Below are 24,543 nucleotides of genomic sequence, written 5' to 3' on the forward strand. Positions count from 1 at the left end.
AGCTTGATAGAGATAGGATAATTCTCAGTGTTTATCATAAGTATTTTAATCATGTTATGCTGAATTATGAGTAATACTGATTAATAAATAGCAAAGAAGCGATATGCAATTGGTCGTAACGACTACAAAGTTATTGTTGGAAAATACGATATGTTGCAAATTAAACATCGGAAATAACGAAGTTTATACTCTGAACAAGCGATTATTCTAAAGTTTCTTACAGCTATAAACTCAGATCATTCTTTGTCGATCGTTTATGAAGATAATAAATATAAGGGTTAATGTATGAACGATGCTATTCGTGACTTTTTCAAAATGGAATCCGCAGGAGGCATTCTTCTCGTGATTGCAGCGGCGATCGCGATGACCATTGCAAACACACCTCTGGGCGAAACTTATCAATCTTTTCTGCATACTTATGTTTTAGGTATGTCCGTATCTCACTGGATCAATGACGGCCTAATGGCGGTGTTTTTCCTATTAATTGGTCTTGAGGTTAAACGAGAGTTACTTGAAGGTGCACTGAAATCAAAAGAAACAGCGATCTTCCCTGCGATTGCAGCGGTAGGTGGTATGTTGGCACCCGCTCTTATTTATGTCGCATTTAATGCGAGTGACGCTGAAGCGGTTTCTGGCTGGGCAATCCCAGCGGCAACAGATATCGCATTTGCATTGGGTATCATGGCGCTTCTGGGTAAACGTGTCCCGGTAAGCCTAAAAGTATTCCTGCTGGCTCTGGCTATCATCGATGACTTAGGTGTTGTGGTTATCATCGCGCTGTTCTACACGGGCGATCTATCGACAATGGCTTTGCTAGTTGGTTTTGCCATGACTGGTTTACTGTTCGTGTTGAACGCTAAGAAGGTGACCAAACTAACACCATATATGATTGTGGGTGCCATCCTTTGGTTTGCTGTTCTTAAATCGGGTGTTCACGCGACGCTTGCAGGTGTGGTAATCGGTTTTGCTATCCCGCTTCAAGGTAAGCCGGGCGAGCATTCACCGCTGAAACACATGGAGCATGCTCTTCACCCATACGTGGCGTTTGGTATTCTTCCGCTGTTTGCGTTTGCAAACGCTGGTATTTCGTTAGAAGGCGTATCTTTATCTGGCTTAACTTCAATGTTGCCATTAGGTATCGCGCTTGGTTTGTTGGTTGGTAAGCCTCTGGGTATTTTCACCTTCAGCTGGGCGGCAGTCAAGCTAGGTGTGGCGAAGCTGCCAGAAGGTATCGGCTTCAAACATATTTTCGCGGTGTCTGTGCTTTGTGGTATTGGTTTTACGATGTCTATCTTTATCTCGTCACTTGCATTCGGCAATGTGAGTCCGGAGTTCGATACTTACGCACGACTAGGTATTTTGATGGGGTCAACAACTGCTGCGATAATCGGTTACGTGTTGCTTCACCTGTCTTTACCAAAAAAGGCACAAGCGTAAAAACTTAAACCAATGAAAAGCCTCCCAAAAGGGAGGCTTTTTTATGCCTGTCATCTTGTAGGTAGAGCTAAGAGAAATGTTTCAGACGAAAAAAAGCCCAGTCGAAAATTTGACTGGGCGGATACAAACATAGGAGTTAATAAGAAAAAAGCAGCAACGTAACAATCAGATGGAAAAGTTTGACGGCCAGTGAAACTTAAAATGCCCTAGTTGTTACATATATTCAGACCGAGCTTTCCCCAAACAGTTCCATTTTTTTGGAAAATATTTTCCTAAAACATGCCGTTTTTTGATGTGTCAATTTAAGTCATTGTATCTGCAGGTAATATCACCATAAGTTTATCGCCAGTATTCCAAGGAGCTGCTTGAGTTCAACTATGCGGATTTTAACCGCACTAAAATGACTATGTTTAAAATTTATCTTGGTTAAACGTTGAACATTTTTATTGAAAGAATAAGTTTTGAAAATGTGATGTTAATCGTTTGTTAATCTCTCTGTTCGCGGTATATTTTAAACAGTTGTTTAATACGAGTGATTAAAATGGCCCCAAGAACTTCAACAAAAGAAAAAATACTCAATGTCGCAGAAGGGTTGTTTGCAGAGTATGGGTTCAATGATACATCACTGAGAACCATTACTGGCAGAGCGAATGTAAACCTTGCATCAGTCAATTACCATTTTGGTGATAAAAAGACGCTGGTTAGGGCGGTTTTAGACCGATACCTAGAAGCACTGATGCCGAGTATCAAGACCTCTCTAGTCGAACTGAACACGCGCGATAATTACACGATGGAAGAAGTGTTTGAATCGCTGAGATTGCCTCTAGCTACACTTAATGAAGTAAGACCAAATGGTACAGCGTTGTTTATGCTATTGCTGGGCCGCGGTTATACGGATGTGCAGGGGCATTTACGTTGGTTCATCACCACTCGTTACGACGAAGTATTGAAGTTATTTACTACCTCTATCATGAAAGCGAACCCAGAGCTAACGGAAGAGCTACTATTCTGGCGATTACATTTCACGCTCGGTACGTGCGTTTTCACGATGGCATCTAGTCAAGCGCTACTAGAGCTTTCAGAAAGTAAATTCGATCAAGAAGTCGATATTAAGTCTGTAGTCGATTTGTTAATTCCTTACTTGTCAGCAGGAATGTCAGCGAAGTAAATGACTTGAACAAGTAAGCTGTTAGTTAAACCAATAATAAATTATGCCGTAAGGTGACGTGAACAAAAGGATCTGAACAATGAGCTCTCTACGAAGAAAATGGATTAGTGACCCAGCATTTAAGATGTTTAAAAAAGTACTACCTCCGTTGTCCAGCACTGAAAAAGAAGCAATGGAAGCAGGTAGTGTTTGGTGGGATGCAGAGCTATTTTCCGGCAAACCAAACTTTAAAACGCTGCACCAATACCCAACTCCGAAGTTAACGGCAGAAGAGCAGTCCTTTATGGACAATGAGCTCGTAACGCTACTCGATATGCTTGACGATCAAAAGATCGTAAAAGAAGACCGAGACTTATCTCCAGAAGTGTGGGAATTCTTACGTAAAGAGCGTTTCTTCTCTCTGATTATCTCTAAAGAATACGGCGGTCGCGAGTTTTCTTCACATGCTAACTCTACGATTGTTTCGAGCATTGCGACTCGAAGCATCAGTGCGGCTGTATCGGTAATGGTTCCAAACTCATTGGGTCCAGGTGAGCTTCTTTCTCACTATGGTACACAAGAGCAAAAAGATTACTGGTTGCCTCGTCTTGCTGACGGTACTGATATTCCATGTTTCGCTCTTACAGGCCCGGAAGCCGGTTCTGATGCGGGCGGCATCCCAGATCAAGGCGTTGTTTGTTACGGTAAGCATAATGGTGAAGAAGTGCTGGGTATTCGCCTGAGCTGGAACAAGCGTTACATTACGCTAGCGCCTGTAGCGACGGTTTTAGGTCTCGCATTTAAACTTCAGGATCCTGACGGCCTGCTTGGTGACAAGAAAGATGTGGGTATCACATGTGCTCTGATTCCTGCCGATCACGAAGGTGTTGAGATCGGTGAGCGTCACGATCCACTTGGTTCTGCATTCATGAATGGTCCAACCCGTGGTGAAGATGTCTTTATTCCAATGGATTGGTTAATTGGTGGCGCGGATTACGCAGGTAAAGGCTGGCGTATGCTGGTTGAATGTTTGTCGGCTGGTCGCGGTATTTCACTGCCCGCGCTTGGTGCCGCTATCGGACATCTAACAACCAGAACAACGGGTGCTTATGCATACGTTCGTAAACAGTTTGGTATGTCTATCGGTAAATTTGAGGGTGTGGCAGAAGCAATGGGTCGCATTGGTGGTTTAACTTACCTTCTTGAAGCGACACGCACACTGACAACTACTTCGCTAGACATGAAAGAAAAGCCGGGTATCGTCACTGCTATTGCTAAATATCATATGACCGAGATAGCACGTACGCTTCTTAATGACTCGTTCGATATTCACGCTGGTCGCGCAATCCAAGATGGCCCGATGAACTACCTGGCGAAGCATTACGTGGGTATTCCAGTTGCGATTACCGTAGAAGGTGCAAACATTCTGACACGTAACCTGATGATCTTTGGCCAAGGTGCGACTCGTTGTCATCCATACGTACTAAAAGAGATGGAAGCAGCAGCAAACCCAGATGCAGAGCAAGGTGCGAAAGAGTTTGATGATCTGCTGTTCAAACACATTAAGCATGCGACAGGCAACACATTTGGCGCATTGGGTGCCGCACTAACAGGTTCTCGCTTTATCAAAGCGGAAATGAGCGGTCCAACTAAGAAGTACTACAAAGACATCACGCGTCTAAGCCGAGATCTTGCTGTAAGTGCAGACTTCGCTATGTTGACACTAGGTGGCGATCTGAAGCGTAAAGAGATGATCTCTGCACGTTTAGGTGATGGTTTAAGCTTCTTGTACATGGCATCAGCAGCACTTAAAAAATACGAAGATGAAGGCCGTCAGCAAGGCGATCTAGACTTCGTTCACTACGCTGTTCAGCACTGTTTGTACAATGCGGCTAAGTCATTAAACGAAGCTTATACTAACTTCCCTGTGAAATACGTTGGTGGAGTACTTAAGGGGCTGCTATTCCCATTGGGCAACCACTTCAACAAGCCTAGTGATGAGCTGAGCATGCGTATTGCAGAGGCGATGATGACGCCTGGTGCACAGCGTGATCGCTTGACGCATCTATGCTACGTAGGTAAAGCAGAAGATGACAATATTGGTTTGATGGAGAAAGCTTTCCTTGCGATGTACGATATCAAACCTTTAGAGCGTAAGCTTATCAAGGGCGTTAAAGATGGTAAGGTTGCTCGTAAAGGTCTGCTAAATGATCGTTTACAACAAGCGCTAGAAGCTGACGTTTTAACTCAGGAAGAAGTTGATAAGATTAAAGCGGCAGACAAACTACGCTACAAAGCGATTCAAGTTGACCATTTCAGCCATGACTTTTCGGAACTTCGTACCGATGCGCCAAAAAAGTCACATCTGAACTCAGCCGCTTAACAAGCGAATAAAGATATCGATAAAAGCACCTCTCGGAGGTGCTTTTTTGTTTCGCTCGTTTAAAAATTAGCAGTCTAGTGCTCCAACCACTTGCATTTTCGAAGCATTTTTACAGAAATTAGATGCGAACTCGAAGCGAAACTTTTATCCTTACAAGGTTTTTTAAAGGAAGTTGAATATGATCATCAAACCTAGAATTCGTGGATTTATCTGTACTACTACGCACCCTGTTGGTTGTGAAGCTAATGTAAAAGAACAAATTGCTTACACTAAAGCGCAAGGCCCAATTAAAAACGCTCCAAAACGCGTTCTTGTTGTGGGTGCATCAAGTGGCTACGGTCTATCTTCTCGTATCGCTGCGGCATTTGGTGGCGGTGCATCAACTATCGGTGTGTTCTTTGAAAAAGAAGGCACAGAGAAGAAGCCAGGCACTGCAGGTTTCTACAACGCTGCCGCTTTCGAAAAATTGGCGCGTGAAGAAGGCCTATACGCGAAAAGCCTTAACGGCGATGCTTTCTCAAACGAAGCAAAAGAGAAAACAATCGAGCTGATCAAGCAAGACCTTGGTCAGATTGATATGGTGGTTTACTCACTGGCGTCTCCAGTACGTAAATTGCCAGAAACAGGTGAACTGATTCGTTCATCTCTAAAGCCTATCGGTGAAACTTACACTTCGACAGCGGTTGATACCAACAAAGACGTTATCATCGAAGCGAGCGTTGAGCCTGCAACAGAAGAAGAGATCAAAGACACAGTAACCGTAATGGGCGGTGAAGACTGGGAACTTTGGATCAACGCACTTTCTCAAGCTGGTGTACTTGCAGAAGGTTGTAAGACAGTTGCATACAGCTACATCGGTACTGAGCTAACTTGGCCAATCTACTGGGATGGCGCACTAGGTAAAGCGAAAATGGACCTGGATCGCGCAGCAACAGCACTTAACGAGAAGCTAGCACAAACTGGTGGCAGCGCGAACGTTGCGGTTCTTAAATCTGTTGTAACTCAGGCAAGTTCTGCAATTCCTGTAATGCCGTTGTACATTGCAATGGTGTTTAAGAAGATGCGTGAAGAAGGCGTACACGAAGGCTGTATGGAACAAATCTACCGTATGTTCAGCCAGCGTCTATACAAAGAAGATGGCTCTGCGGCAGAAGTGGACGACATGAACCGTCTTCGTCTGGACGACTGGGAACTTCGTGAAGACATCCAGCAACACTGTCGTGACCTATGGCCACAAATTACGACTGAAAACCTCAAAGAGCTGACTGACTACGTTGAGTACAAAGAAGAGTTTTTGAAGCTATTCGGTTTTGGTGTTGACGGTGTGGATTACGAAGCAGACGTGAACCCAGCAGTAGAAGCAGATTTTATTCAAATCTAAAGGCTATTGTTTAGGTCGAACCTATTCCTGATATAGCAAAAGGTTTTGATATAGTAAAAAGGCGCTCATCGAGCGCCTTTTTTATGTTTGAACGTTGATAAATCAACTCAATATGATGAGAATTGTACCCGCGAGCGTCATTAAAATGTTCGCTATTGCATAAGTACCAGCGTAGCCCAATGCAGGAATAGTCGACTTCGCGTAGTCGTTTACCACGTCCATGGCTGGCGCACACGTACGGGCACCAATAATGGCACCAAAAAGTAATGCTCGGTTCATTTTAAGCACATAGGCCCCGACAAGATAAGCGAGTGCCACAGGAACCACGCTGACAATAAAGGCGATGCCAATGACTTTCGGGCCGACTTGTGTCAGGTGCTCAAACATTTTCCCACCAGCGCTGAGTCCAATGCCGACCATAAAGAACATCAAACCAAGGTCCTTAACCATGTTTAGTGCCCCTTGTGGGACGTAGCCAAAAGTAGGGTGGTTGGCACGTAAGAAGCCCAAGGTAATTCCGGAAAGTAACAAGCCTACTGCGTTACCTAGACTGAACGACACCTGGCCAAATGTCATCGTGATCAGACCAAACATAATGCCTAGGATGAAGAAGCTGCAAAATGCCAATAAGTCTGCCATTTGGCTGTGGATTGAGATGAAACCGATTTTTTCTGCAAGACCGTGTACTCGGCTTTTTTCGCCGCTGACCTGAAGCACGTCACCTTTGGCAAGCACGATGTCTAAATCCATTGGCATTTCAATCTGTGCACGAACTACTCGGTTTAAGAAACAACCAAACTCCGACAAGTTAAGGTCAGACAAGCGTTTACCGGCAATCGCGTCACTTTTTACGACGATTTCTTCTTCCACAATGCGTAAATCGAGCAAGTTACGGTCAAAAACCTCTTTGCCGTTACGGAAACTTGAATCCAATCTAGCGTGGCTATCCGGGAAGCCAACAAGTGCAATCTCATCGCCTTCTTGGAGGATAGCGTCACCATCAGGGTGGGCGAGAATGCCATTACGGCGAATTCGCTCAATGTAACAACCTGTTTGTCGGTAAATACCCAGTTCACGCAGGTTTTTACCATCTGTCCAGTCGATCAATTCTGGTCCAACTCGATACGCCCGAATGATCGGAAGATAGACTTTTCTCTGCCCTGAGTTACCAAGCCCACGCTCTTGAGCAATTTGTTGCGCTGAATCAGACAGGTTTTGTTTCTGGAGTCTTGGTAGCAATTTGGCGAACATGATCATGCTTATTAAGCCGATCAGATAAGCCATTGCGTAGCCGACAGATAAGTTTTCTAATACCAGAGCAAAGTCCATATTGCGTGGTATCGTCGCCAACCCTGAGTTAAGCGCGTCTTGTGCACCCACAAGTACAGGGGTTGCCGTTAATGCACCCGCCATCATACCTGCTGAAAGGCCAAAATCGAGTCCAAAATAATGGCTTAATCCATAAGTTAAACATACCGCTGAAACCAGTACGGTCATACTCAGAATGAAGTAGTGCTTCCCGTCTCTAAAAAAGATACCAAAGAAGTTAGGACCTGCTTCAATACCAACGCAGTAGATAAACAGCATAAAGCCAATAGTTAACGCTTCTGCATTAAAAGAGAAGCCTAAGTGGCCCATGATAAGCGAAGTGATGAGAACCCCGATGGAGTTACCTAGTTGTAAGTTACCAAATCGGATTTTTCCGAAGGCAAGGCCGATGGCTAATACGACGAAGATTAGGAGGATTGGGTTTTGTTCGAGAAGATATACGACGTCTATGTTCACTGTGTGGCTCGGTAAAGTGTGTGCCAAGAAAGATTAGAGTGGCGAATTGTAACTAAATATAGCAAAAAGATAAGTGAATTTTTTTATGTTTTTCCATTAGTTGACTTAGGGGAATAACTATATGAAAAATAATAAAAAAGCCGCACTCAGATGCGGCTTTTAAAAAACTGTACTTTTTTATTACGCTACGTCGAATAGACCTAGGTGCTCTTTCGCGTAAGCTTCAAACTCATCACAACCGCCAATGTGCTCTTGGTCGATGAAAATTTGAGGAACAGTTGCAACTGGTTTGCCTACTGTTTTCTCAAGGTCTGCTTTAGAGATGCCTTCAGCATGAATGTCAACGTAACGGTAGTTAAAGTCATCACGTTTTGCTTTTAGCGTTTCTGCATGCTCTTTTGCACGAACACAGTAAGGACATGCTGGGCGACCGAAGATAACAACGAACATAATTTTAATTTCTCCTAAATCTATTCTTTTTTGAAAGCAGACAAAAACGCGTTGGTTAAGTGGCTCTCTTTCACTTGGCTAACTATGCCCGATCCAATTACGGAAATAAAGTAGCAATTGCCTGTTGGTTTTATAGGTGAAACCTATCGAACAAAAAATCCTCTCATAATGACTATGTGAACCAACGCATAAAAGCATATGTTTTATAAGGTTATTGATGGCAAGGTGGAATTGGTCAACTTTTTTTACTGCAAATCGTAGCAATCTATTGGGAGTGATTGTTTGTGGGAGGAAATGTATGTTTCAGTTCATGACTGCAACAAGGATTATTTTTGGTGAAGGCGCACTGCAGTCTTCGTTATCCATCATCAACCAATTCGGCTACAGCGTATTGCTAGTCACAGGTCGGGACACGCAAAGAGCAATACCAATTCTCAATTATCTTAAAGCGCAGGGTATGCGTTATCAGCACGTTGCGATTACTGGTGAGCCAAATATAACCATGGTGGAAGAGACCGCGATTCTGGGCCGAAAATTTAAGCCGGATATGGTTATCGCGATTGGCGGTGGCAGCGTCCTAGATATGGGGAAAGCGTTAGCCGCTATTATTCCAAATCATGGTGATGTTTATGACTATGTTGAAGTTGTGGGAAGAAATGTACCGTTAAAAGCAAAGCCTCTCCATTTTATCGCCATTCCAACTACCGCAAGTACGGGGTCTGAAGTGACCCGAAATGCGGTATTAAAATCTGGACAAGATAAAGTCAAAGTTAGCCTGAGAAGCCCGGATATGCTCGCAGACGTCGCGATTGTCGATCCAACCTTAACTTACGATACCGATCCCTATACATCAGGGCGTGGTGCAATGGATGCGTTTACCCATTTGATGGAAGCCTATGTGTGTGGAGAACCCAATCCTTTAACAGATATGGTATGCGAAGAAGGCTTACGTCGGTTAAGTCGCTCAGTCATTGCTGGGTGTAAGCACAACGACCATAAAGCGCGATCAGATTTATCATTTGCAGCTTTGCTAGGCGGAATGGCTATTACGAATGCAAAACTTGGTGCGGCACATGGTCTGGCTGCTGCTCTGGGGGGCAAGCTGGATGCTCCTCATAGTGTGATAACCGCGCGTTTAGCGCCTCATGTTATGCAGGAGAACATCGACGCTGCGAAAAAAGTGGGTAGGACAGATGTGATTAATCGCTATAGAAAGCTGGCTCAGCTTGTTACAGGTCGTACTAATGCGAATGAACATGATGGCGTGCTTTGGGTGAAAATGGTGCTGGATAAGTTAGAGTTACCTTCACTTGGACAGTTTGGCGTGTGTCAGACTTCATTTGAGCAGGTCGCGAGTGATGCCCTTAAGTCCGTTGCTATAAAGGGGAACCCGTTACCTTTAAATCAAGAACGCCTTACCTACATTCTTAAACAAGTCTGTGATTGTCGGGGTAATATCGACGTTGAAAGCGTGCCAAGAGTTGGCTCAGTCGAAGTATTGGAAACATCGAGAACAGATCTGACAAGCGTGGACGAGTAGAGCGCTTATCTGGATGTATGAAATAATAAAGGGAGCTCACTAGCTCCCTTTATCACGACAATTAGTATTGGGTTAATTTATCGTAGCGACTGTCTTTCAGTGCGTCTTTCACTCGTTTGAGGTTTTCGCGGAAACCCGTACCTCGGCGAAGAGTAAAGCCAGTTGCCAACACATCGATCACTGTCATCTGTACAACGCGGCTTGCCATTGGCATGTATACGTCTGTATCTTCAGGGATATCGAGTGTGATCGCCAAAGAGCTTGCTTTTTCTAACGGAGAGTCTTTTGCTGTAATTGCAATAACGGTCGCGCCATTTTCACGAGCAAGGTTGGCAATTTCTACCTGGCTTTTCGTACGGCCAGTATGAGAAATCAGCACAATCACGTCGTTATCACTGCAATTGATACAGCTCATGCGCTGCATGACGATGTCTTCAAAGCAGGTGATAGGAATATTGAAGCGAATAAACTTGTTTTGCGCGTCTCGGGCAACGGCAGATGATGCGCCTAAGCCAAAGAAAGAAATACGCTTCGCCTGAGTCAGCAAATCGACAGCACGATTAATTTGCATTGCGTCTAGGCTGTTTTTCGCTACGTCTAAGCAAGCCATCGTAGATTCGAAGATCTTGTGCGTATACGCATCAGGACCGTCATCTTCTTCCACGTTTCGGTTTACGTAAGGAGTACCGTTAGCCAAGCTCTGTGCCAGGTGAAGTTTAAAATCTGGAAAGCCTTTTGTATCCAGGCGACGACAGAAGCGGTTTACAGTGGGTTCACTTACGTCGGCCATTTTAGCTAACGTGGCAATGCTCGAGTGAATAGCAGTTTGTGGAGACGCCATAATTACTTCTGCAACTTTGCGCTCAGATTTACTGAAATTCTCCAGATTTTTTTGAATTTTTTCTAATGTATTCATAGTGTTCACGAGGGTATAGAGAACAACTCGCTGGCTCTGTTAACGAATAGAAACCCAAAAGTTTCCCGGCAGTGAAGAGCGTTAACGAAAGCTACCAGCGCCATAGATTCAGTATAAACCTGATCTTTAATTCGGCTAAACCAAATACGGTTACTATTTAGTGAGAATTTGACAAACCTCAAACAAAAATTTCTGAAAACTACAGAAATGAATGTGAAAATGCAGGTTTGTTACTCAGGTTAGCCAATAATGATTAGTGAGTTACATCAAAAAGAAAGAAATTTTCATGCTGATGTAACCCTTTCTTATCGTCAAGATGCCAAAATCTTAGAAGCCAGTTCTTGGATTTTGGCGTTTAAGTTTGGTGCTTGTTGAGCAATAAGCCTTTGCTCGTCCAAAACAGCATCAAAGATGTCTGTAGAGGTCAGAGGGTTTGCCAAGACTACCCGGAAGACGATAGTGCTCATGCGTTCCCAATGCTCAGGATTAAGCGTGGTACGAGAAACAAATGACTTACCAGTTTCACGTTGACGCTTTTGAATAAACTGAGTTAACTCGTTGATTAACTCATTTAATTCTTCTTTCTGTATACCGTCTGCTTTTTCTAGGGCTTCACGGATGTTAGGCGGTAGATAACGGTAGGTGAGCAAACATAGCTCTGGCTCAGAAACCAGTTCAAAATCGTCCTGTTTCTTAATCAAATCCGCGAAGTAGCGTGCTTTCTCTATACTTTGATCGATCAACAGTTCATAGCCAGGTCGGCTAATAATATGCATTGCTGCATACACCAACATGGCCATACCAGAACGAGAGCCTTCCAGGGTATGACTGCCTAAATCTTTAGAACCTTTACGCAAGATGTACTGAGCGTGATGCTCAATAGATTTCATCGCATCTGGATCTTTAAACAGAACCATGCCCGCACCCATAGGGATATAAAGCTGCTTATGCGCGTCAATCGTCACTGAGTCTGCAAGCTCAACACCATTTAGCAGGTGCCGGTGATGATTAGACATTAATGTCGCGCCACCCCATGCGGCATCCACGTGAAAATGACAATCGTGTTCCTGACAAACTTCAGCAATCGAAGCGAGTGGATCAACATTACCAGTTTCAGTCGTACCCGCCACCCCAATCACCGCAATCGGCTTGATATTTTGCTTCTTGAGATCGCTGATTTTCGCTTTGAGATCATCGACAATAATGCGGTTATTTGCATCCGTCTTTACTGCAACTAGGCCTTCCTGACCCAACCCTAGTACATCGGCCGCTTTTTTAAGTGAGTAGTGACCACGCTCAGAAACCATAATAGCTAAGCCTTCATAGCCGTAATGTTTCATGGCTTTGAATAGGCCTTCTTTTTCTACACCTTTAAATTCGCCGTCTGCTTTCAATGCTTTATTGCGGGCAACCCAAAGGGCTGTAATGTTCGCAATCGTGCCGCCAGAGCAGAACGCACCGAGAGAATGGTTGGCACTATGCATCCATTGGTCGTAAAAGGTATTCGGCTGAGCGTAGATTAATCGGTGCAGCATGCCCAAGACTTGGCGCTCTAATGGCGTAAACGCTTTCGACGTTTCTATCTTCACCAAGTTTTGGTTCAAGGCAATCATAATTTTAGACAGCGGCATTAAAAAGTAAGGCAATGCCGATGTCATATGGCCGATAAAGCTTGGAGCTGACGTATGAACCGAGTGTGACACCAACGTGTCTAACAAGTGCTCGGTATGGTCCGACACAAACTCAGGTTGCTCAGGAATCTGAGCAGAAGAAAAGTCTTTCTCTATTTCACGTAAAGGCTTTTCTTCTGCCACGATGTGTTCACGAAGAAATTGATTCAAGTTTCGAGAGAGACCTTCTTCAATTTTTGTTAACGTCGAGTCCGGACCTTCAGGGACAGTGAAGATCTTTAATAAGCTCTCAAAACTAACGTCAGCGGTTTTTTGTTCCTTAACCATAGCAAAGAATCATTTGTAGTAATTTGGGTGATGCGAGCGGCACAATCTAAACCAAAACGGTTTCAAAGTCCCGTTTTAATTCTGTGAGGCCATGTTGACGGAATGAAAACCAAGTCATAGGCCAACAACGTAGAGTAGGCGGTTTCTGCGCGCTTGTATGTGAGAGAGAGCCTTCGTAAGTAATATAGAAACGAGTCACGAAGGCTATCTCAATGCATGCAAACCGAAACCTCAGGTTATTTGGTTATCGGCGCTATTCACATTGTTGTTTTTCTAGCTTCTCGATTGACTGATTATATCTATTAAGAGCCGAGTCAATTTTCTGAGGGTGGCTTAGTAGATCCGCGAAAGCAGAGCGAAGATCGTAGTTTTTCTCGTGATTGGTAGATTGGCGATCGCTAAATGTTTTTTGTGCAGCGTCACCCAGTTTGTCACTGCGACTTGCCAGTTGCTTGACATCGTGTTGCTCAAGCTTGAGCCATGCTTCGATTGGCTGCTCGGTTGCGACACGGCTAGGATCATTTTTAAGAAAATAATGGACAGCCTCTCGGTTGAGTTCGAAGTGGTGCTTACGGCCATCTAAGAACCATTGGCTTACTTCATCGAGATCAGGGTATTGAGCAACGGTCAAGTCAACAAGATCTTGATACCACTGCAGTGAAGCATCGACATAGCCATCGTACTTATTAGACAGACATTGTTGATCTGCGGCAAATGTAAAAGTTGAGCTTGTAGCGAGGAGCGCTGCAACGACAAAGCGTTTCATTCTTCTTCCTTCTATTCTAATAGTTATTCCTTAATTAACGTTAAATCTCATTCTATGACGAATGACCCTTAATTCATGTTGGAGCTAAGAGAGTCTTGGGCTGTTGATTCAAATAGCGAATTAAGGTGTCGTTACTTAATTGACGACTTCAACGTTAATTAGGTTTTTAAATTTTTGCCGTATTGTAATGGATGTTAAAGGTAAAACCTGAGATCTAGCTAGCAAGTGATACAAAGAAAAGCATCATCACAGGCACGAGCAAGCTCAAAATAAAGCCACTAACAATGGCAACAGGTACGCAACGCACGCCTCCCGTTGTTTGGATGACTGGCAGAGTAAAGTCCATTGCTGTTGCGCCAGCATAACCAATCGCGGTACATGGGTAACGGCGGATAAATAGTGGAATGGCAACTAATGCCACTAATTCACGCATCAGCTCAATTAGGAAAGAGGCGCCGCCAAATACCGGACCAAACGCATCGCCCATCAAAATACCTGCCAATGAGTACCAGCCAAATCCAGACGCCATTGCCAATGCTTTATATAAGGGAAGATCCAAGACCAATGAAGCGATTACGCCACCAAGCATACAAGTAACGATGATAACGGCTGCAATGGCCATGCCTTGCTTGTTTAACAAAATCTGTCTGAGGGTAAGGCCGCTATTGCGCAGTTGAATACCAATAAAGAACAGCAAGAGGAACAGTATCCACTCGCTTGCGGTGTCTACCCAAGATAAGTCAATGGGAAGGATCAAACCTGCCACTAAACCACCACCAACGACGAGGATCAGTTTGGCAGACTCCAGAGCCATTGAAGAAAGAGGTAACTTGCTGTGGCTTTGATCGGTCTTTAGAGGAATTATCTTGTCGACAAGAGGCAGTGCAAGAAGGTTACAGACACTTAAGCAAATAAAGAAAGTACTCGCATAAAGCAGAATGCTTTGTAAATTGCTACCCAGATTATCAAGTGCAGCAAGGCTCAGCCCCATCAACGACAGAATAACGTAGATAAGGTAAGAGGTGGATTGATTAATTTTCTCGAGTAAAGCGGCGCGAGAAATAGGAATTAAATACCCGACAACGAGTGGGGCAAAAATGAAGAGCATCCCTGAGAACATAAAACTCAATTATTCCTTTGTGAGATAAGCCTAAATTGGCCACAGATCAACATTCACTCAACCTTGAGTGGAGCCATTACTGTGGATGACGTTTTGATTAAAAATAAGGTCTACAAGCCACTGGTGGTTAAAACCGTGTTCATTTCCTGACGGAAGTCCTGATCACTCATATTGCTGAGTTCATAAAGTATCTCAGCGCCCGTTAGGTTGAATTCCACTTCGTGTTCGTTAATGCGCTCATCTTGATTGCGGAACATTAACAGATGGTGTGCAATTCTGGCTATGTCTAAGTAACTGACATCTGGGCGAGAAGTGACGTACTTTTCGTTCGATGACACTTCTCTGTAATCGTTATCAAATCCCCAGCGTTCTAGCACCAGATTACTGGTGGTAGCGCAACGTGTTTGGAAGATTTGTAACGCGATATCTTGATCCAGATAGTTGCCTCTTTCGAGGTACATATTGTACTCATTAATAAGACAAAATAGGCCTATATCTGCTAACAAGCCGACTAACAATGCTTTTTCTTGTTCAAGGTGTCCATATGTCACAGGATCGTGCTTGCGGAACTCTTGCACAATTAACACCATCACAGCACCAAGCTCACGGGAAACCGCAGCACTTTTCACCATGATCGCGTTACATTCGCTGGTTAGATTTAGTGAGTGTTTCAACTGTTCAATTGCTTGAGCGGTAACAATGTCACGCACGCGCAGAATGCCTAAACGTGAGACAGCGGTTATTAGATCATTGCAGGTGATGTTTCTACGGTTAAAAATGACCGAGTTCGCGACCCGCACCACAACGGCTGCTAATCCAGGATCTTCTAACAAACAGTTCGCAATATCGGCGATCGTTGTGTTTTCTTCCTGACACAATTGCTGAATTTTAAGCACGGCATCAGGTATCGGAGGTAAAGAAATCTTACCGATAGTAATAGATTGCTCTACCAGTTGTGCGAATTCGGATTCTAGCGCTTTTAAAAGCTTATCTTTGTTATTTGGTAGCCAAAAAAATGATAGGTGTTCCATTATGACGTTGTACTTATAATCTTTGGTACAGTGTACCCTTTCAACACGCGCATTATCAATGAAATGCGTTCTCTGTATACTCAATTACCTAACATATCATGATGAATTGTTGATTCAGTCTACAAGGTGTCAAAAAAATACCGCTACAAAGAAGGATAACTGTGAAATCAATCACGTATGGGGAATTTATACTTTTTTATATGTGACTTATGTCCTAACTTATTTTTCGTCGTTAAGTATGATTAAGCAAGTTGGTAAGCACAATTTACAAATATATCGCCAACAAATCGACATTTTATAATTCGCTACAAGCTGCTGTTTATCTGGTGACATCGCTAATCGGGGTAATTTATTCAGATTAAAGAGGTCAATGGACATGACAGACCAAGCTTTTTTTAAATACGTACGCAATTTTAGTCAATATCAGAAACGTTCCATGTTTGGCGGCATCGGCTTATTTTGCGATGATGCCATGTTCGCTCTTGTCAGTAATGACTGCTGTTACCTACGTGGCGGTAATGAGCTAGACGAAGAGCTGATGCAACTAAATTGTGAAAAATATAAGCACGTCAAGAGACAAACGACGGCAACCGTTAATTATTATGATGTGACAGAGCTGTTTGAATCCGGCTTTTCCGGTTTAGATGAACTGTTAAAAAAATCAATAGAGTACTCAGTAAAGGAACGCAAATACCAAAAATCATCTGCGAGTAGACGGCTAAGGGATTTGCCGAACATGCAACTTACACTTGAGCGTATGGTGAAAAAAGCCGGCGTTGATGATGTTGAAGCATTTTTGGAGCTTGGGCCTGTGGAAGTTTTCAATAAAGTAAGACAGGCTTACGGTAACGATGTAGATGTCAAACTGCTTTGGAAGTTTGCTGGTGCGATTGATGGAGTGCACTGGAAACTCATTCAAGAGCCACGTAAAAAACAGCTTTTAGAGCTGTGTAACTAACGTAATGGGCTTATTTAATGAATGACTTTACTCTGGCGTTAGCGATTCGTAAAAGTAAGCATCAAAAGTAGAAAAGGGATGTTGATACTTTTGAGCACTTTATTAGAACGTGTTATTTCTACCAAATAAAAAACCGAGGCTAATGCCTCGGTTTTTGTTTTTCGCTTGTGCTTATTAGAACTTGAAGCGCGTAGTGAACATAACTTGATCACCGTAAAAGTCGTTAATGCGAGCTTCTGCACCTAGAGAGAACAACTCAGTTGAGTGGAAACGTGCATAGGCAGAGCCCATCCAGTCGTCGTTGTCATCAATAGAAACATAGCCAACTTTACCACCTACTTCTAATTGAGGACCTAACCACTGACGAACGCCCAGGTTTAGTTCCATACCCACATCAGTGCTGCTTGAGTGAGATGGTTGAACAACGCGCATCAGCATTTCGCCTGTCAGGTCTGCCCAGTTATTAAGTGGTGAGTGAAAACCAAAACCAGCTGCTGAATCAAAGTCGCTTTCAAACTCAGAATCGATACGAGCTACGACGTGTGCATTTGGGTGGATTGATTTGCTGACTCCAGCACCAAATGTCATCGGGCTTGCGCCAATGCGAGCTTCGACGTAGTCGTAGCTAAAGTTGCTCATAGTTGCAGGCGTATTGCCATTTGCAGCTAGGGCGTGGCTTGATGCTAACAATAGGGCTGTGGCTAATAGTGTCTTACGCATAACTAACGATAAACCTTGTTTATTTTTCCATGAGTCCAAGCAAGCACTTGAACTGTAATCTGATTTGTCCGACATCATAATCAAAAGAGAGGTCTTCGACCAACATAAATGTGTCGATGTTTTGTCAATTAACTTAATTGTTATCCAATTTAAGCAAAAAGTGCGCCATGTATGATGGCGCACTTTGTATGGTTTGGCTTATTCACCGAAGCTTGCTCTACGCTCTGCCATCGCGTTTAAAATGGCTTCTGAGTCAAGGACGGTTGTCCAGGATAACAAGTCATCATCCTGTTCGATAACGAACGAAGTAAGCTGAGAGAGGATCGCCTGTCTTAGTTCATCTCCTCTCCATGGCTTGGCAATGTAATAGTCTAAACTGTCGTGGTTAATTGCCTCTACGGTGTCTTCTAATCCTGCCTGACCGGTCAGTAGCACTTTGCGGGCACTTCTTGTGTCAGCACTTTGGCTTAGTTCAATCAAGAAGCTAATTCCAGTTTGCTCCGGCATAATGTGATCACACAAAATGAGCGCAAGTTTTACTTCTTCGTCCGCCATGTCCTCGATTACTTGTCTTGCCTCTGTCACGGACTCTGCGCCTTCTAAAATAAAATGTTCTTCGAAGGGAGCTAAATCTTGCAACACGCTATCCAAGACTTCTCTTTCGTCATCGACGCATAAAATCAGATACTTTGTCATATTTCATCTCCTTCTTCGATGACCGGTAACCAGACTGTCATACGAGTGTATTTGTTGAGTTCTGATTCCACTTCAATCCATCCGTGGTGAGCAGAAACGATTTGCTGGCAGATAGAAAGCCCGATTCCTAAGCCAAAGTTGCCCACTTTTTTGGTCGTAAAGTTGAGTTCGAAAATTGATGTCTGCTGTGATTCTGGAATACCACAACCATTATCTTCGAATGAAATCACGGCATATCGCTTTTGATCTTTTTCGACCAGCCTGGTCTGGATTTTTAACACACCTTTATCCGGAAAAGCGTCAATGGCGTTTGAAACTAGATTAGTCCAAACCTGCTGTAAAGCGATAGGCTGGCAAAGAATTCGCGGTAAGTTATCGTAGTCTGTTGAAACCTGGTGCATTTTCAACTTGTTTTCAAAGATAACTAAGGTGTCTTCGATGCCTTCATGGATATCAGCGTAATGCATGCTTTCATCATCGGCACGTGCATAGCCTTTCAAGCTCTTTACCATGTCAGCGATACGGACTGCACACACGTTAATTGAACGCAGAGAAGCCCCCGCTTTATGATATTGCTCAAGTGTTCCAAGTGTCTGAGCTGCACTATCCTGTTTTTTCGCGAGCTGCGACAACAACGCATCATCTGACTCTAAGCCGAGATTGACGATTTTTTTGGCTAACGAGCGATCCGGCAGAATAGGACTAAGTTGTTTTACTCGTGCTCTCAGCTCAGAGGTTGAGGCTGGTTTAGAATTTTGCGCTTGAGACAGCAGTTGCACGCCCTTGCTCTGGATATCCGAGCTAGGATGCTCGGTCAGTAGGCTTTCAAGGGTATGCGTGAGATTTTCTACCCCACGCAAAATAGCTGCGATTGGATTGTTGAGTTCATGGGCGACACCGGCAACGAGCTGACCAAGCATGGCCATTTTTTCTCGCTCTATCAGTTGCTGATGAGCCGACTCTAACGATTCAAGTGTTTTTTGCAGCTGTAACTTGGTATTAATGCTGCGTTGCAAACGTCGATTAAAGTGTCGAAGCAGTAAGTTGGTGAATAGTGGCAGCAGATTAGAGTCACTCTGCATGACGTTGTGGAACACTTGGCGATCGAGTTTGATCACTTCCGTCTTCGATAATGTCAGTGCGGTAGAGAAAGAGTTTTCACCCGTTACAAATGACATGCTGCCGACAATATTACCTTTCGTGTAGCGAACGACTTCTCTTTGAACGCCTTGCTCATCTCTTTTGTACAGAGCTACGTCTCCGTTGGTGATAAACCAGAGAAAGTTGTTGGGTTCACCTTCAACCGTCAATAAATGTTCAGGCGAGTAGGTGCGGCAGGCATGGGTATCGTCGCTGTGTTTGAAAAACAGTTGCAAGGCGGTAATTACTTGCTCTGCGAGCTCTGCATCGGACATTGAGTGATAGTCATGCAGAAAGCCCGCTTGGTATTTCTGCATCTGATTCTCAATGTGCGCTCGCAGCAATTTATGTTGGTCCAGTACTTGGCTGTAGCCGAGCAAATCCTCATGACAGTTGCGTAAAATAAACTGCGTTAACTCTTTTTGAACCGTATTAAACAGCACCTTATCCGGGAGCGGCTTTGTCAGGCAGTGGTCTAATCGACCTTCGTTAACGGCAGTGAGTATCGCTTGGATATCCGAGGAGCAACTAATGAGGATTTTTCTTGCGCTTTCTGTATGTGGTGCCCGGTCGAGACCAATAAGAAATTCCACGCCATTAAAATGAGCATGGTGGCTGGCGATGACGAGTGCGACAGTCTGCTTCTGTTGTTCGAGATACTCAAGCGCACTTTGCGCTTCTTCAATGGATTCAACAGAAAAAATATCAAATTTGCTAGAGAAAGCAGACAGCTCCAATCGAAACTGTTCGGCACTGATTGGATTGTTGTCGAGACACAATACAGCGTAGCGATTCACAGGTAGTTGAGCTCCGGTTAAAACTTCTCCAGCCAAACCCTATCAATAAAACGACGGAATGAGTGCGAGCTAAGTATGATTCCTGATTAATGGTCTAGAATAAGCAACAATAGTCTGATTTATCTCAATGTTTTATCCGCCGAGGGTTTGGGTTAGACTGAACACAAATACCTGAAAAGTGACGTTATGCAAAATCTTAAAAAACTTGGCGCCATTGGCGGTGCAATTTCACTCGCGCTCTGTTGGCCACTCGCCGTTGGTCAAATTGGTCAGTCCATCATTGAAGATGGTATCGCGAATATGAACGATGAAATGATCAAAGGAGAAGTGATTGAGTATCAGCGTGGTTACCTGTCTTCGGTTGTGCTAACCCGATATACGGTAGTTGACCCGGAGTTAAAGACGCAATTGTTGCGTGACAGCATACCTACAACTTTTGATGTCACAAGTGATGTTAGCCATGGGCTAACCAGCCTTACAGCGGATTCAAAATTAGTAGAAAACGACTTTTTGCCGCTTACGTTGCAAAGTCAGACTCAACTCAATGGTAATACTGCATTTACATTGGACTTAGACAGCTGGCATTACCGCAATGAAGCTGAAGATATCTCAGTGTCGACAAGCCCTGCGAAAGTATCGGGTAACGTGACGGTTTTAGGCGATCTTAATTATCAGGTTTCGGTTCCCTATGTTCAGGTTGATTTTGTCAACGGTGACGAACTGCATTTGAACGGTTTGACAGGGCAGGGTAAAGGAAAACAAGTTAAAGGTTACTGGCTAGGTGAGCAGGTATTTTCGTTAGAGAAACTGGATGTGGTGGATTCTACTATGACCCCGGTGTTCTTAATTGAAAATGCTAACTACAGTGGTAATACAGCGACGGATGAGACGGGCGAAAAGCTGAACAGTCAGTTTAATCTGGCGGCGAAAAACCTGCGCCTTACGGATGGCACCGATGTTGACGACTTTAAGCTCGACTTTTCCATCGCCGATGTCGATAGCCAATCGTTCGATGAGATTATGTCTATCTATCAGAGCTCTGCAGTGCTGAGTGAGCAAGAAGTGGCCAGCCTATTGCCTCACATTGATACGCTGTTTAGTAAAGGCTTCAACCTTTCAGTGAACGAACTGTCACTCGCGTTTGGTGAAGGTAAATTCCATAACGAATGGGAATTGTCTATACCGCAAGGTACCGAGCAAATCACCCAGAATCCGATGAAGTTAGTCAATGTAACTAACGGCGCTTTGAGTACGTATTTCTCCGATGAGTTAGTTGATCATTACCCGTTTATTCAAGAAGGAATAGATGAGTTGTTAATCATGGAGTTAATCGACAAAGTTGAGGGTGGTTACCAACTTAAGGCTCAAATCGGTGATGGGAAGTTAAAATTCGAGAACGGACACGAGTTCCCATTGATCGCGTTATTGATGCCAGCGCTGATGCAAAAATAGACAGTCATCGTTAGTTAATTACGCTCATATGGCGTTTTCAGTTTAAAAAGAGGTCGTAGGACCTCTTTTCTTGTTTTTATCGCCGCAAAAACGTGATATACCCAACATATATCAAGATGAAGGCATCGGAACTTTGTTAGAGAGTTTTCGCGCGATAAACAGTGTCTGCGCTGATGACCCTAAAAGCCTTCCTAAGCCCGCATCTCGAGATTATTTGAGTACATTAATTTCGACATATATTGAGCAGGAGCAATGAGCATCATGGAACAAAATACGGACATCGTATTTAACTTCAGCGCAGGACCAGCAGGTCTGCCAAAAGCAGTTATGCAACAAGCACAAAATGAACTATTAAACTGGCAAGGTCTTGGCACTTCCGTGATGGAAATTAGCCACCGAAGCAAAGAGTTCATTAAAGTTGCTGAAGAAGCTGAACAAGACCTGCGTGACCTTTTAAACATTCCAGAGAACTACAAAGTCCTATTTTGCCAAGGTGGCGCTCGCGCTCAGTTTGCTGCTGTTCCGCTAAACCTTTTGGGTGAAGCCAAAACTGCTACTTACATTGATGGCGGTTACTGGGCAGAAAGCGCAGTCGCAGAAGCGAAGAAATACTGTGAACCAGACGTTTTTGACGCAAAAACAGAAATTGACGGCAAACTGGCAGTAAAACCTGCAAGTGAGTGGGAAATTGCCCCAGACGCGGCTTACGTTCATTTCTGTCCTAACGAAACCATCGACGGTATTGAAATCAACGATTTGCCTGTTACCGACAAGCCAATTGTTGCTGACATGTCTTCTACGATTCTTTCGCGCGAGATCGACGTTTCTAAATACGGCGTTATCTATGCGGGTGCTCAGAAAAACATCGGTCCATCTGGTATTTCTATCGTTATCGTACGTGATGATTTATTGGGTATGGCAAAACAAGAACTGCCGAGCATTCTAGATTTCACTGTACTTGCAGAAAAAGAGTCTATGTTCAACACGCCTCCAACATTTGCTTGGTACCTATCTGGCCTTGTATTCAAATGGCTAAAAGCGGAAGGTGGTGTTAAGAGTATTGAGAAAGTGAATCGTGCAAAAGCGAAATTGCTTTACGACTTCATTGATCAGTCAGACTTCTACCGTAACGGCATTCACTCTGCTAACCGTTCACTGATGAACGTACCGTTCCAGTTAGCGAAGCCAGAGCTTGATAGCACTTTCTTAGAGCTAGCCGATGCGAAAGGCTTGAAATCTCTGAAAGGTCACCGTGCCGTAGGTGGTATGCGTGCGTCAATCTACAACGCAATGACACTTGAGGGTGTTCAGGCGCTTGTAGACTTTATGAAAGAGTTCGAAGAAAAGTACGCGTAGTTTGAACCAACACTGAACTACTCAAAGCGTCGCACTTGCGGCGCTTTTGTTTAACTAACCAACGCATGGGTAGATGAGCCAAACATCACACCACTTTTCATGTTGCGCACTTTACCTCTGCAAAGGTTGAATAAGATGGGATTAACATGGCTTTGCACAACACCAAAGAACTCCAAAAACAATTTCCCCTCCTGACGCAGTTAATCGATTTGAAAGAAGTCTGCTGGTTTAACCCAAATGTGACTCCTTTAGAAGAGGGATTACCTTACGTTGGTTTAGATGCTGAAGATATTGATGCTGCGAGCCAACGCCTAAATCGATTTGCGCCGTACATCATGAAAGCCTTTCCTGAAACCGCTGGTAATAATGGCATTATTGAATCGCCTGTCGTTGACATTCCCAACATGAAAGGGTGTCTGGAAACCCAGTATAAAACCCCAATTTCGGGTCGCTTAATGTTAAAGAAGGACAGTCATCTACCTATCTCAGGTTCAATAAAAGCTCGTGGCGGTATTTACGAAGTATTGACGCATGCAGAAAAGCTCGCGATGGAAGCGGGGTTGCTGAGTGAAGGGGATGATTACAGCAAACTCTTCAGCGAGGAGTTTCGCCAGTTTTTCCAACAATACTCTATCGCAGTAGGTTCGACAGGCAACTTAGGTATGTCGATTGGCATAATGAGCGCAAAACTTGGGTTCTCTGTGTCAGTCCATATGTCTGCCGATGCTCGCCAATGGAAAAAAGACAAACTCCGTTCTCATGGTGTTAATGTTGTTGAATACGAACAAGATTACGGTGTCGCGGTGGAGCAGGGCCGTAAAGAGGCAGAGCAAGACCCTAACTGTTTCTTTATTGATGACGAAAACTCACAAACTCTATTCTTGGGATACTCAGTTGCAGGAGAGCGACTGAAGCAACAGTTTGAAGAGTTAGGTATTGCTGTCGATGAACACCATCCACTGTTTGTCTACCTGCCATGTGGGGTGGGTGGTGGTCCGGGCGGTGTCGCATTTGGTCTCAAAATGGCTTTTGGTGACAACGTCCATTGTATCTTTGCTGAGCCAACTCACTCTCCCTGCATGTTATTAGGTGTACATACCGGTTTGCATGACCAAATTTCAGTTCAGGATTTAGGCATTGATAATGTGACCGCCGCTGATGGTCTCGCAGTGGGCCGAGCTTCTGGCTTTGTCGGGCGGTCAATGGAAAGGTTGTTAGATGGGTATTACACCATTTCCGATGAGCGTATGTACCATCATTTAGGTGAGTTGAGTGATCTTGAAAATATTCGTCTCGAGCCGTCTGCGTTTGCTGGAATGGTCGGTGCGGTTCATGTGTCGAATAACAAAGAATACCTGGCTCGTATGAACATTAGTAAAGAGAAGCTGAGTGGTGCAACGCATCTCGTTTGGGCGACGGGCGGCGGCATGGTTCCTGAAGCAGAAATGGCGGCATATTTAGCTCAGTCAGAACGCTGTAATTGATGCTTGCCAATAAAAAGGGCTCATCT

At 44.0% G+C, this 24,543-nt stretch carries 19 protein-coding genes; 9 read left to right on the plus strand and 10 right to left on the minus strand.

Translation table 11 applies throughout. From position 1 onward, the window contains the following. Positions 1–285 precede the first annotated feature (285 nt). The 4 genes from nhaA (at position 286) to fabV (ending at position 6,348) form a co-directional block, all read left to right on the plus strand. Entirely contained in the window at positions 286–1,437 is a 1,152-nt protein-coding gene (gene nhaA / locus VER99_RS05930) for a Na+/H+ antiporter NhaA (protein ID WP_020333000.1), read from the plus strand. A 541-nt stretch (positions 1,438–1,978) separates the two neighbouring features. After that, complete coding sequence (locus tag VER99_RS05935; protein ID WP_014231563.1) at positions 1,979–2,605, plus strand: TetR/AcrR family transcriptional regulator; 627 nt, start codon at positions 1,979–1,981, stop codon at positions 2,603–2,605. 79 nt (positions 2,606–2,684) lie between these two features. Then, positions 2,685–4,967, plus strand: a complete 2,283-nt coding sequence (locus tag VER99_RS05940) for an acyl-CoA dehydrogenase (protein WP_020333001.1) — start codon at positions 2,685–2,687, stop codon at positions 4,965–4,967. Between the two features lie 178 nt (positions 4,968–5,145). Next, positions 5,146–6,348 carry an enoyl-ACP reductase FabV gene (fabV, locus tag VER99_RS05945; protein ID WP_020333002.1) on the plus strand — a complete coding sequence of 401 codons (1,203 nt, stop codon included), beginning with the start codon at positions 5,146–5,148 and terminating at the stop codon, positions 6,346–6,348. A gap of 102 nt (positions 6,349–6,450) precedes the next feature. On the opposite strand, the gene VER99_RS05950 is transcribed toward fabV, so the two are convergent. Together VER99_RS05950 and VER99_RS05955 are read right to left on the minus strand one after the other, a co-directional pair. Further along, a complete protein-coding gene (locus VER99_RS05950; RefSeq protein WP_014231566.1) occupies positions 6,451–8,133 on the minus strand; it encodes an aspartate:alanine antiporter in 1,683 nt (560 codons plus the stop codon). 180 nt (positions 8,134–8,313) lie between these two features. After that, complete coding sequence (locus tag VER99_RS05955; protein WP_014231567.1) at positions 8,314–8,583, minus strand: GrxA family glutaredoxin; 270 nt, start codon at positions 8,581–8,583, stop codon at positions 8,314–8,316. Positions 8,584–8,881: 298 nt separating this feature from the next. Between VER99_RS05955 and VER99_RS05960 the strand changes: the two genes are divergently transcribed. Beyond that, positions 8,882–10,123: an iron-containing alcohol dehydrogenase gene (locus tag VER99_RS05960; protein ID WP_020333003.1), complete on the plus strand. Its 1,242-nt coding sequence runs from the start codon at positions 8,882–8,884 to the stop codon at positions 10,121–10,123. A gap of 61 nt (positions 10,124–10,184) precedes the next feature. Here VER99_RS05960 and VER99_RS05965 read toward each other — a convergent pair whose 3' ends face one another. The 5 genes from VER99_RS05965 to VER99_RS05985 all read right to left on the minus strand — a co-directional run bounded on the left by VER99_RS05965 (position 10,185) and on the right by VER99_RS05985 (position 15,914). Beyond that, positions 10,185–11,039, minus strand: a complete 855-nt coding sequence (locus tag VER99_RS05965; RefSeq protein WP_014231569.1) for a MurR/RpiR family transcriptional regulator — start codon at positions 11,037–11,039, stop codon at positions 10,185–10,187. Positions 11,040–11,350: 311 nt separating this feature from the next. Then, complete coding sequence (panP, locus tag VER99_RS05970) at positions 11,351–12,997, minus strand: pyridoxal-dependent aspartate 1-decarboxylase PanP (protein ID WP_020333004.1); 1,647 nt, start codon at positions 12,995–12,997, stop codon at positions 11,351–11,353. Positions 12,998–13,250: 253 nt separating this feature from the next. Continuing rightward, positions 13,251–13,763 (minus strand): hypothetical protein, encoded by a 513-nt coding sequence (locus VER99_RS05975; protein ID WP_020333005.1) that lies wholly within the window; start codon positions 13,761–13,763, stop codon positions 13,251–13,253. Between the two features lie 214 nt (positions 13,764–13,977). After that, a complete protein-coding gene (locus tag VER99_RS05980; protein ID WP_014231572.1) occupies positions 13,978–14,883 on the minus strand; it encodes a LysO family transporter in 906 nt (301 codons plus the stop codon). 110 nt (positions 14,884–14,993) lie between these two features. After that, positions 14,994–15,914, minus strand: a complete 921-nt coding sequence (locus VER99_RS05985; RefSeq protein WP_020333006.1) for an HDOD domain-containing protein — start codon at positions 15,912–15,914, stop codon at positions 14,994–14,996. Positions 15,915–16,284: 370 nt separating this feature from the next. On the opposite strand from VER99_RS05985, the gene VER99_RS05990 reads away from it, so the two are divergent. Next, positions 16,285–16,872: a TfoX/Sxy family DNA transformation protein gene (locus tag VER99_RS05990; RefSeq protein ID WP_014231574.1), complete on the plus strand. Its 588-nt coding sequence runs from the start codon at positions 16,285–16,287 to the stop codon at positions 16,870–16,872. 174 nt (positions 16,873–17,046) lie between these two features. On the opposite strand, the gene VER99_RS05995 is transcribed toward VER99_RS05990, so the two are convergent. The 3 genes from VER99_RS05995 to VER99_RS06005 all read right to left on the minus strand — a co-directional run bounded on the left by VER99_RS05995 (position 17,047) and on the right by VER99_RS06005 (position 20,225). Further along, entirely contained in the window at positions 17,047–17,592 is a 546-nt protein-coding gene (locus VER99_RS05995; protein WP_020333007.1) for a hypothetical protein, read from the minus strand. A gap of 198 nt (positions 17,593–17,790) precedes the next feature. Then, positions 17,791–18,288: a response regulator gene (locus VER99_RS06000; RefSeq protein ID WP_020333008.1), complete on the minus strand. Its 498-nt coding sequence runs from the start codon at positions 18,286–18,288 to the stop codon at positions 17,791–17,793. After that, positions 18,285–20,225, minus strand: a complete 1,941-nt coding sequence (locus tag VER99_RS06005; protein ID WP_024372845.1) for an ATP-binding protein — start codon at positions 20,223–20,225, stop codon at positions 18,285–18,287. Before VER99_RS06005 ends, VER99_RS06000 begins: the two co-directional genes overlap by 4 nt. Positions 20,226–20,411: 186 nt before the next feature. Here VER99_RS06005 and VER99_RS06010 point away from each other — a divergent pair, with 186 nt between their 5' ends. The 3 genes from VER99_RS06010 to VER99_RS06020 all read left to right on the plus strand — a co-directional run bounded on the left by VER99_RS06010 (position 20,412) and on the right by VER99_RS06020 (position 24,517). After that, complete coding sequence (locus tag VER99_RS06010; RefSeq protein ID WP_020333010.1) at positions 20,412–21,677, plus strand: DUF945 family protein; 1,266 nt, start codon at positions 20,412–20,414, stop codon at positions 21,675–21,677. A 252-nt stretch (positions 21,678–21,929) separates the two neighbouring features. Continuing rightward, positions 21,930–23,033, plus strand: a complete 1,104-nt coding sequence (gene serC / locus VER99_RS06015; RefSeq protein WP_031779177.1) for a 3-phosphoserine/phosphohydroxythreonine transaminase — start codon at positions 21,930–21,932, stop codon at positions 23,031–23,033. Between the two features lie 146 nt (positions 23,034–23,179). Then, positions 23,180–24,517 carry a D-serine ammonia-lyase gene (locus VER99_RS06020; protein ID WP_020333012.1) on the plus strand — a complete coding sequence of 446 codons (1,338 nt, stop codon included), beginning with the start codon at positions 23,180–23,182 and terminating at the stop codon, positions 24,515–24,517. Positions 24,518–24,543: the final 26 nt, after the last annotated feature.

This window comes from Vibrio natriegens NBRC 15636 = ATCC 14048 = DSM 759, from assembly GCF_035621455.1.
GTDB classification, from domain to species: domain Bacteria; phylum Pseudomonadota; class Gammaproteobacteria; order Enterobacterales; family Vibrionaceae; genus Vibrio; species Vibrio natriegens.

Excerpts from the sequence above, each read along its gene's own strand:
- nhaA (WP_020333000.1), top strand. The coding sequence starts at position 286 with ATGAACGATGCTATTCGTGACTTTTTCAAAATGGAATCCGCAGGAGGC.
- VER99_RS05935 (WP_014231563.1), top strand. The coding sequence starts at position 1,979 with ATGGCCCCAAGAACTTCAACAAAAGAAAAAATACTCAATGTCGCAGAA.
- VER99_RS05940 (WP_020333001.1), top strand. The coding sequence starts at position 2,685 with ATGAGCTCTCTACGAAGAAAATGGATTAGTGACCCAGCATTTAAGATG.
- fabV (WP_020333002.1), top strand. The coding sequence starts at position 5,146 with ATGATCATCAAACCTAGAATTCGTGGATTTATCTGTACTACTACGCAC.
- VER99_RS05955 (WP_014231567.1), bottom strand. The coding sequence starts at position 8,583 with ATGTTCGTTGTTATCTTCGGTCGCCCAGCATGTCCTTACTGTGTTCGT.
- VER99_RS05960 (WP_020333003.1), top strand. The coding sequence starts at position 8,882 with ATGTTTCAGTTCATGACTGCAACAAGGATTATTTTTGGTGAAGGCGCA.
- VER99_RS05965 (WP_014231569.1), bottom strand. The coding sequence starts at position 11,039 with ATGAATACATTAGAAAAAATTCAAAAAAATCTGGAGAATTTCAGTAAA.
- panP (WP_020333004.1), bottom strand. The coding sequence starts at position 12,997 with ATGGTTAAGGAACAAAAAACCGCTGACGTTAGTTTTGAGAGCTTATTA.
- VER99_RS05975 (WP_020333005.1), bottom strand. The coding sequence starts at position 13,763 with ATGAAACGCTTTGTCGTTGCAGCGCTCCTCGCTACAAGCTCAACTTTT.
- VER99_RS05980 (WP_014231572.1), bottom strand. The coding sequence starts at position 14,883 with ATGTTCTCAGGGATGCTCTTCATTTTTGCCCCACTCGTTGTCGGGTAT.
- VER99_RS05985 (WP_020333006.1), bottom strand. The coding sequence starts at position 15,914 with ATGGAACACCTATCATTTTTTTGGCTACCAAATAACAAAGATAAGCTT.
- VER99_RS05990 (WP_014231574.1), top strand. The coding sequence starts at position 16,285 with ATGGACATGACAGACCAAGCTTTTTTTAAATACGTACGCAATTTTAGT.
- VER99_RS05995 (WP_020333007.1), bottom strand. The coding sequence starts at position 17,592 with ATGCGTAAGACACTATTAGCCACAGCCCTATTGTTAGCATCAAGCCAC.
- VER99_RS06000 (WP_020333008.1), bottom strand. The coding sequence starts at position 18,288 with ATGACAAAGTATCTGATTTTATGCGTCGATGACGAAAGAGAAGTCTTG.
- VER99_RS06010 (WP_020333010.1), top strand. The coding sequence starts at position 20,412 with ATGCAAAATCTTAAAAAACTTGGCGCCATTGGCGGTGCAATTTCACTC.
- serC (WP_031779177.1), top strand. The coding sequence starts at position 21,930 with ATGAGCATCATGGAACAAAATACGGACATCGTATTTAACTTCAGCGCA.
- VER99_RS06020 (WP_020333012.1), top strand. The coding sequence starts at position 23,180 with ATGGCTTTGCACAACACCAAAGAACTCCAAAAACAATTTCCCCTCCTG.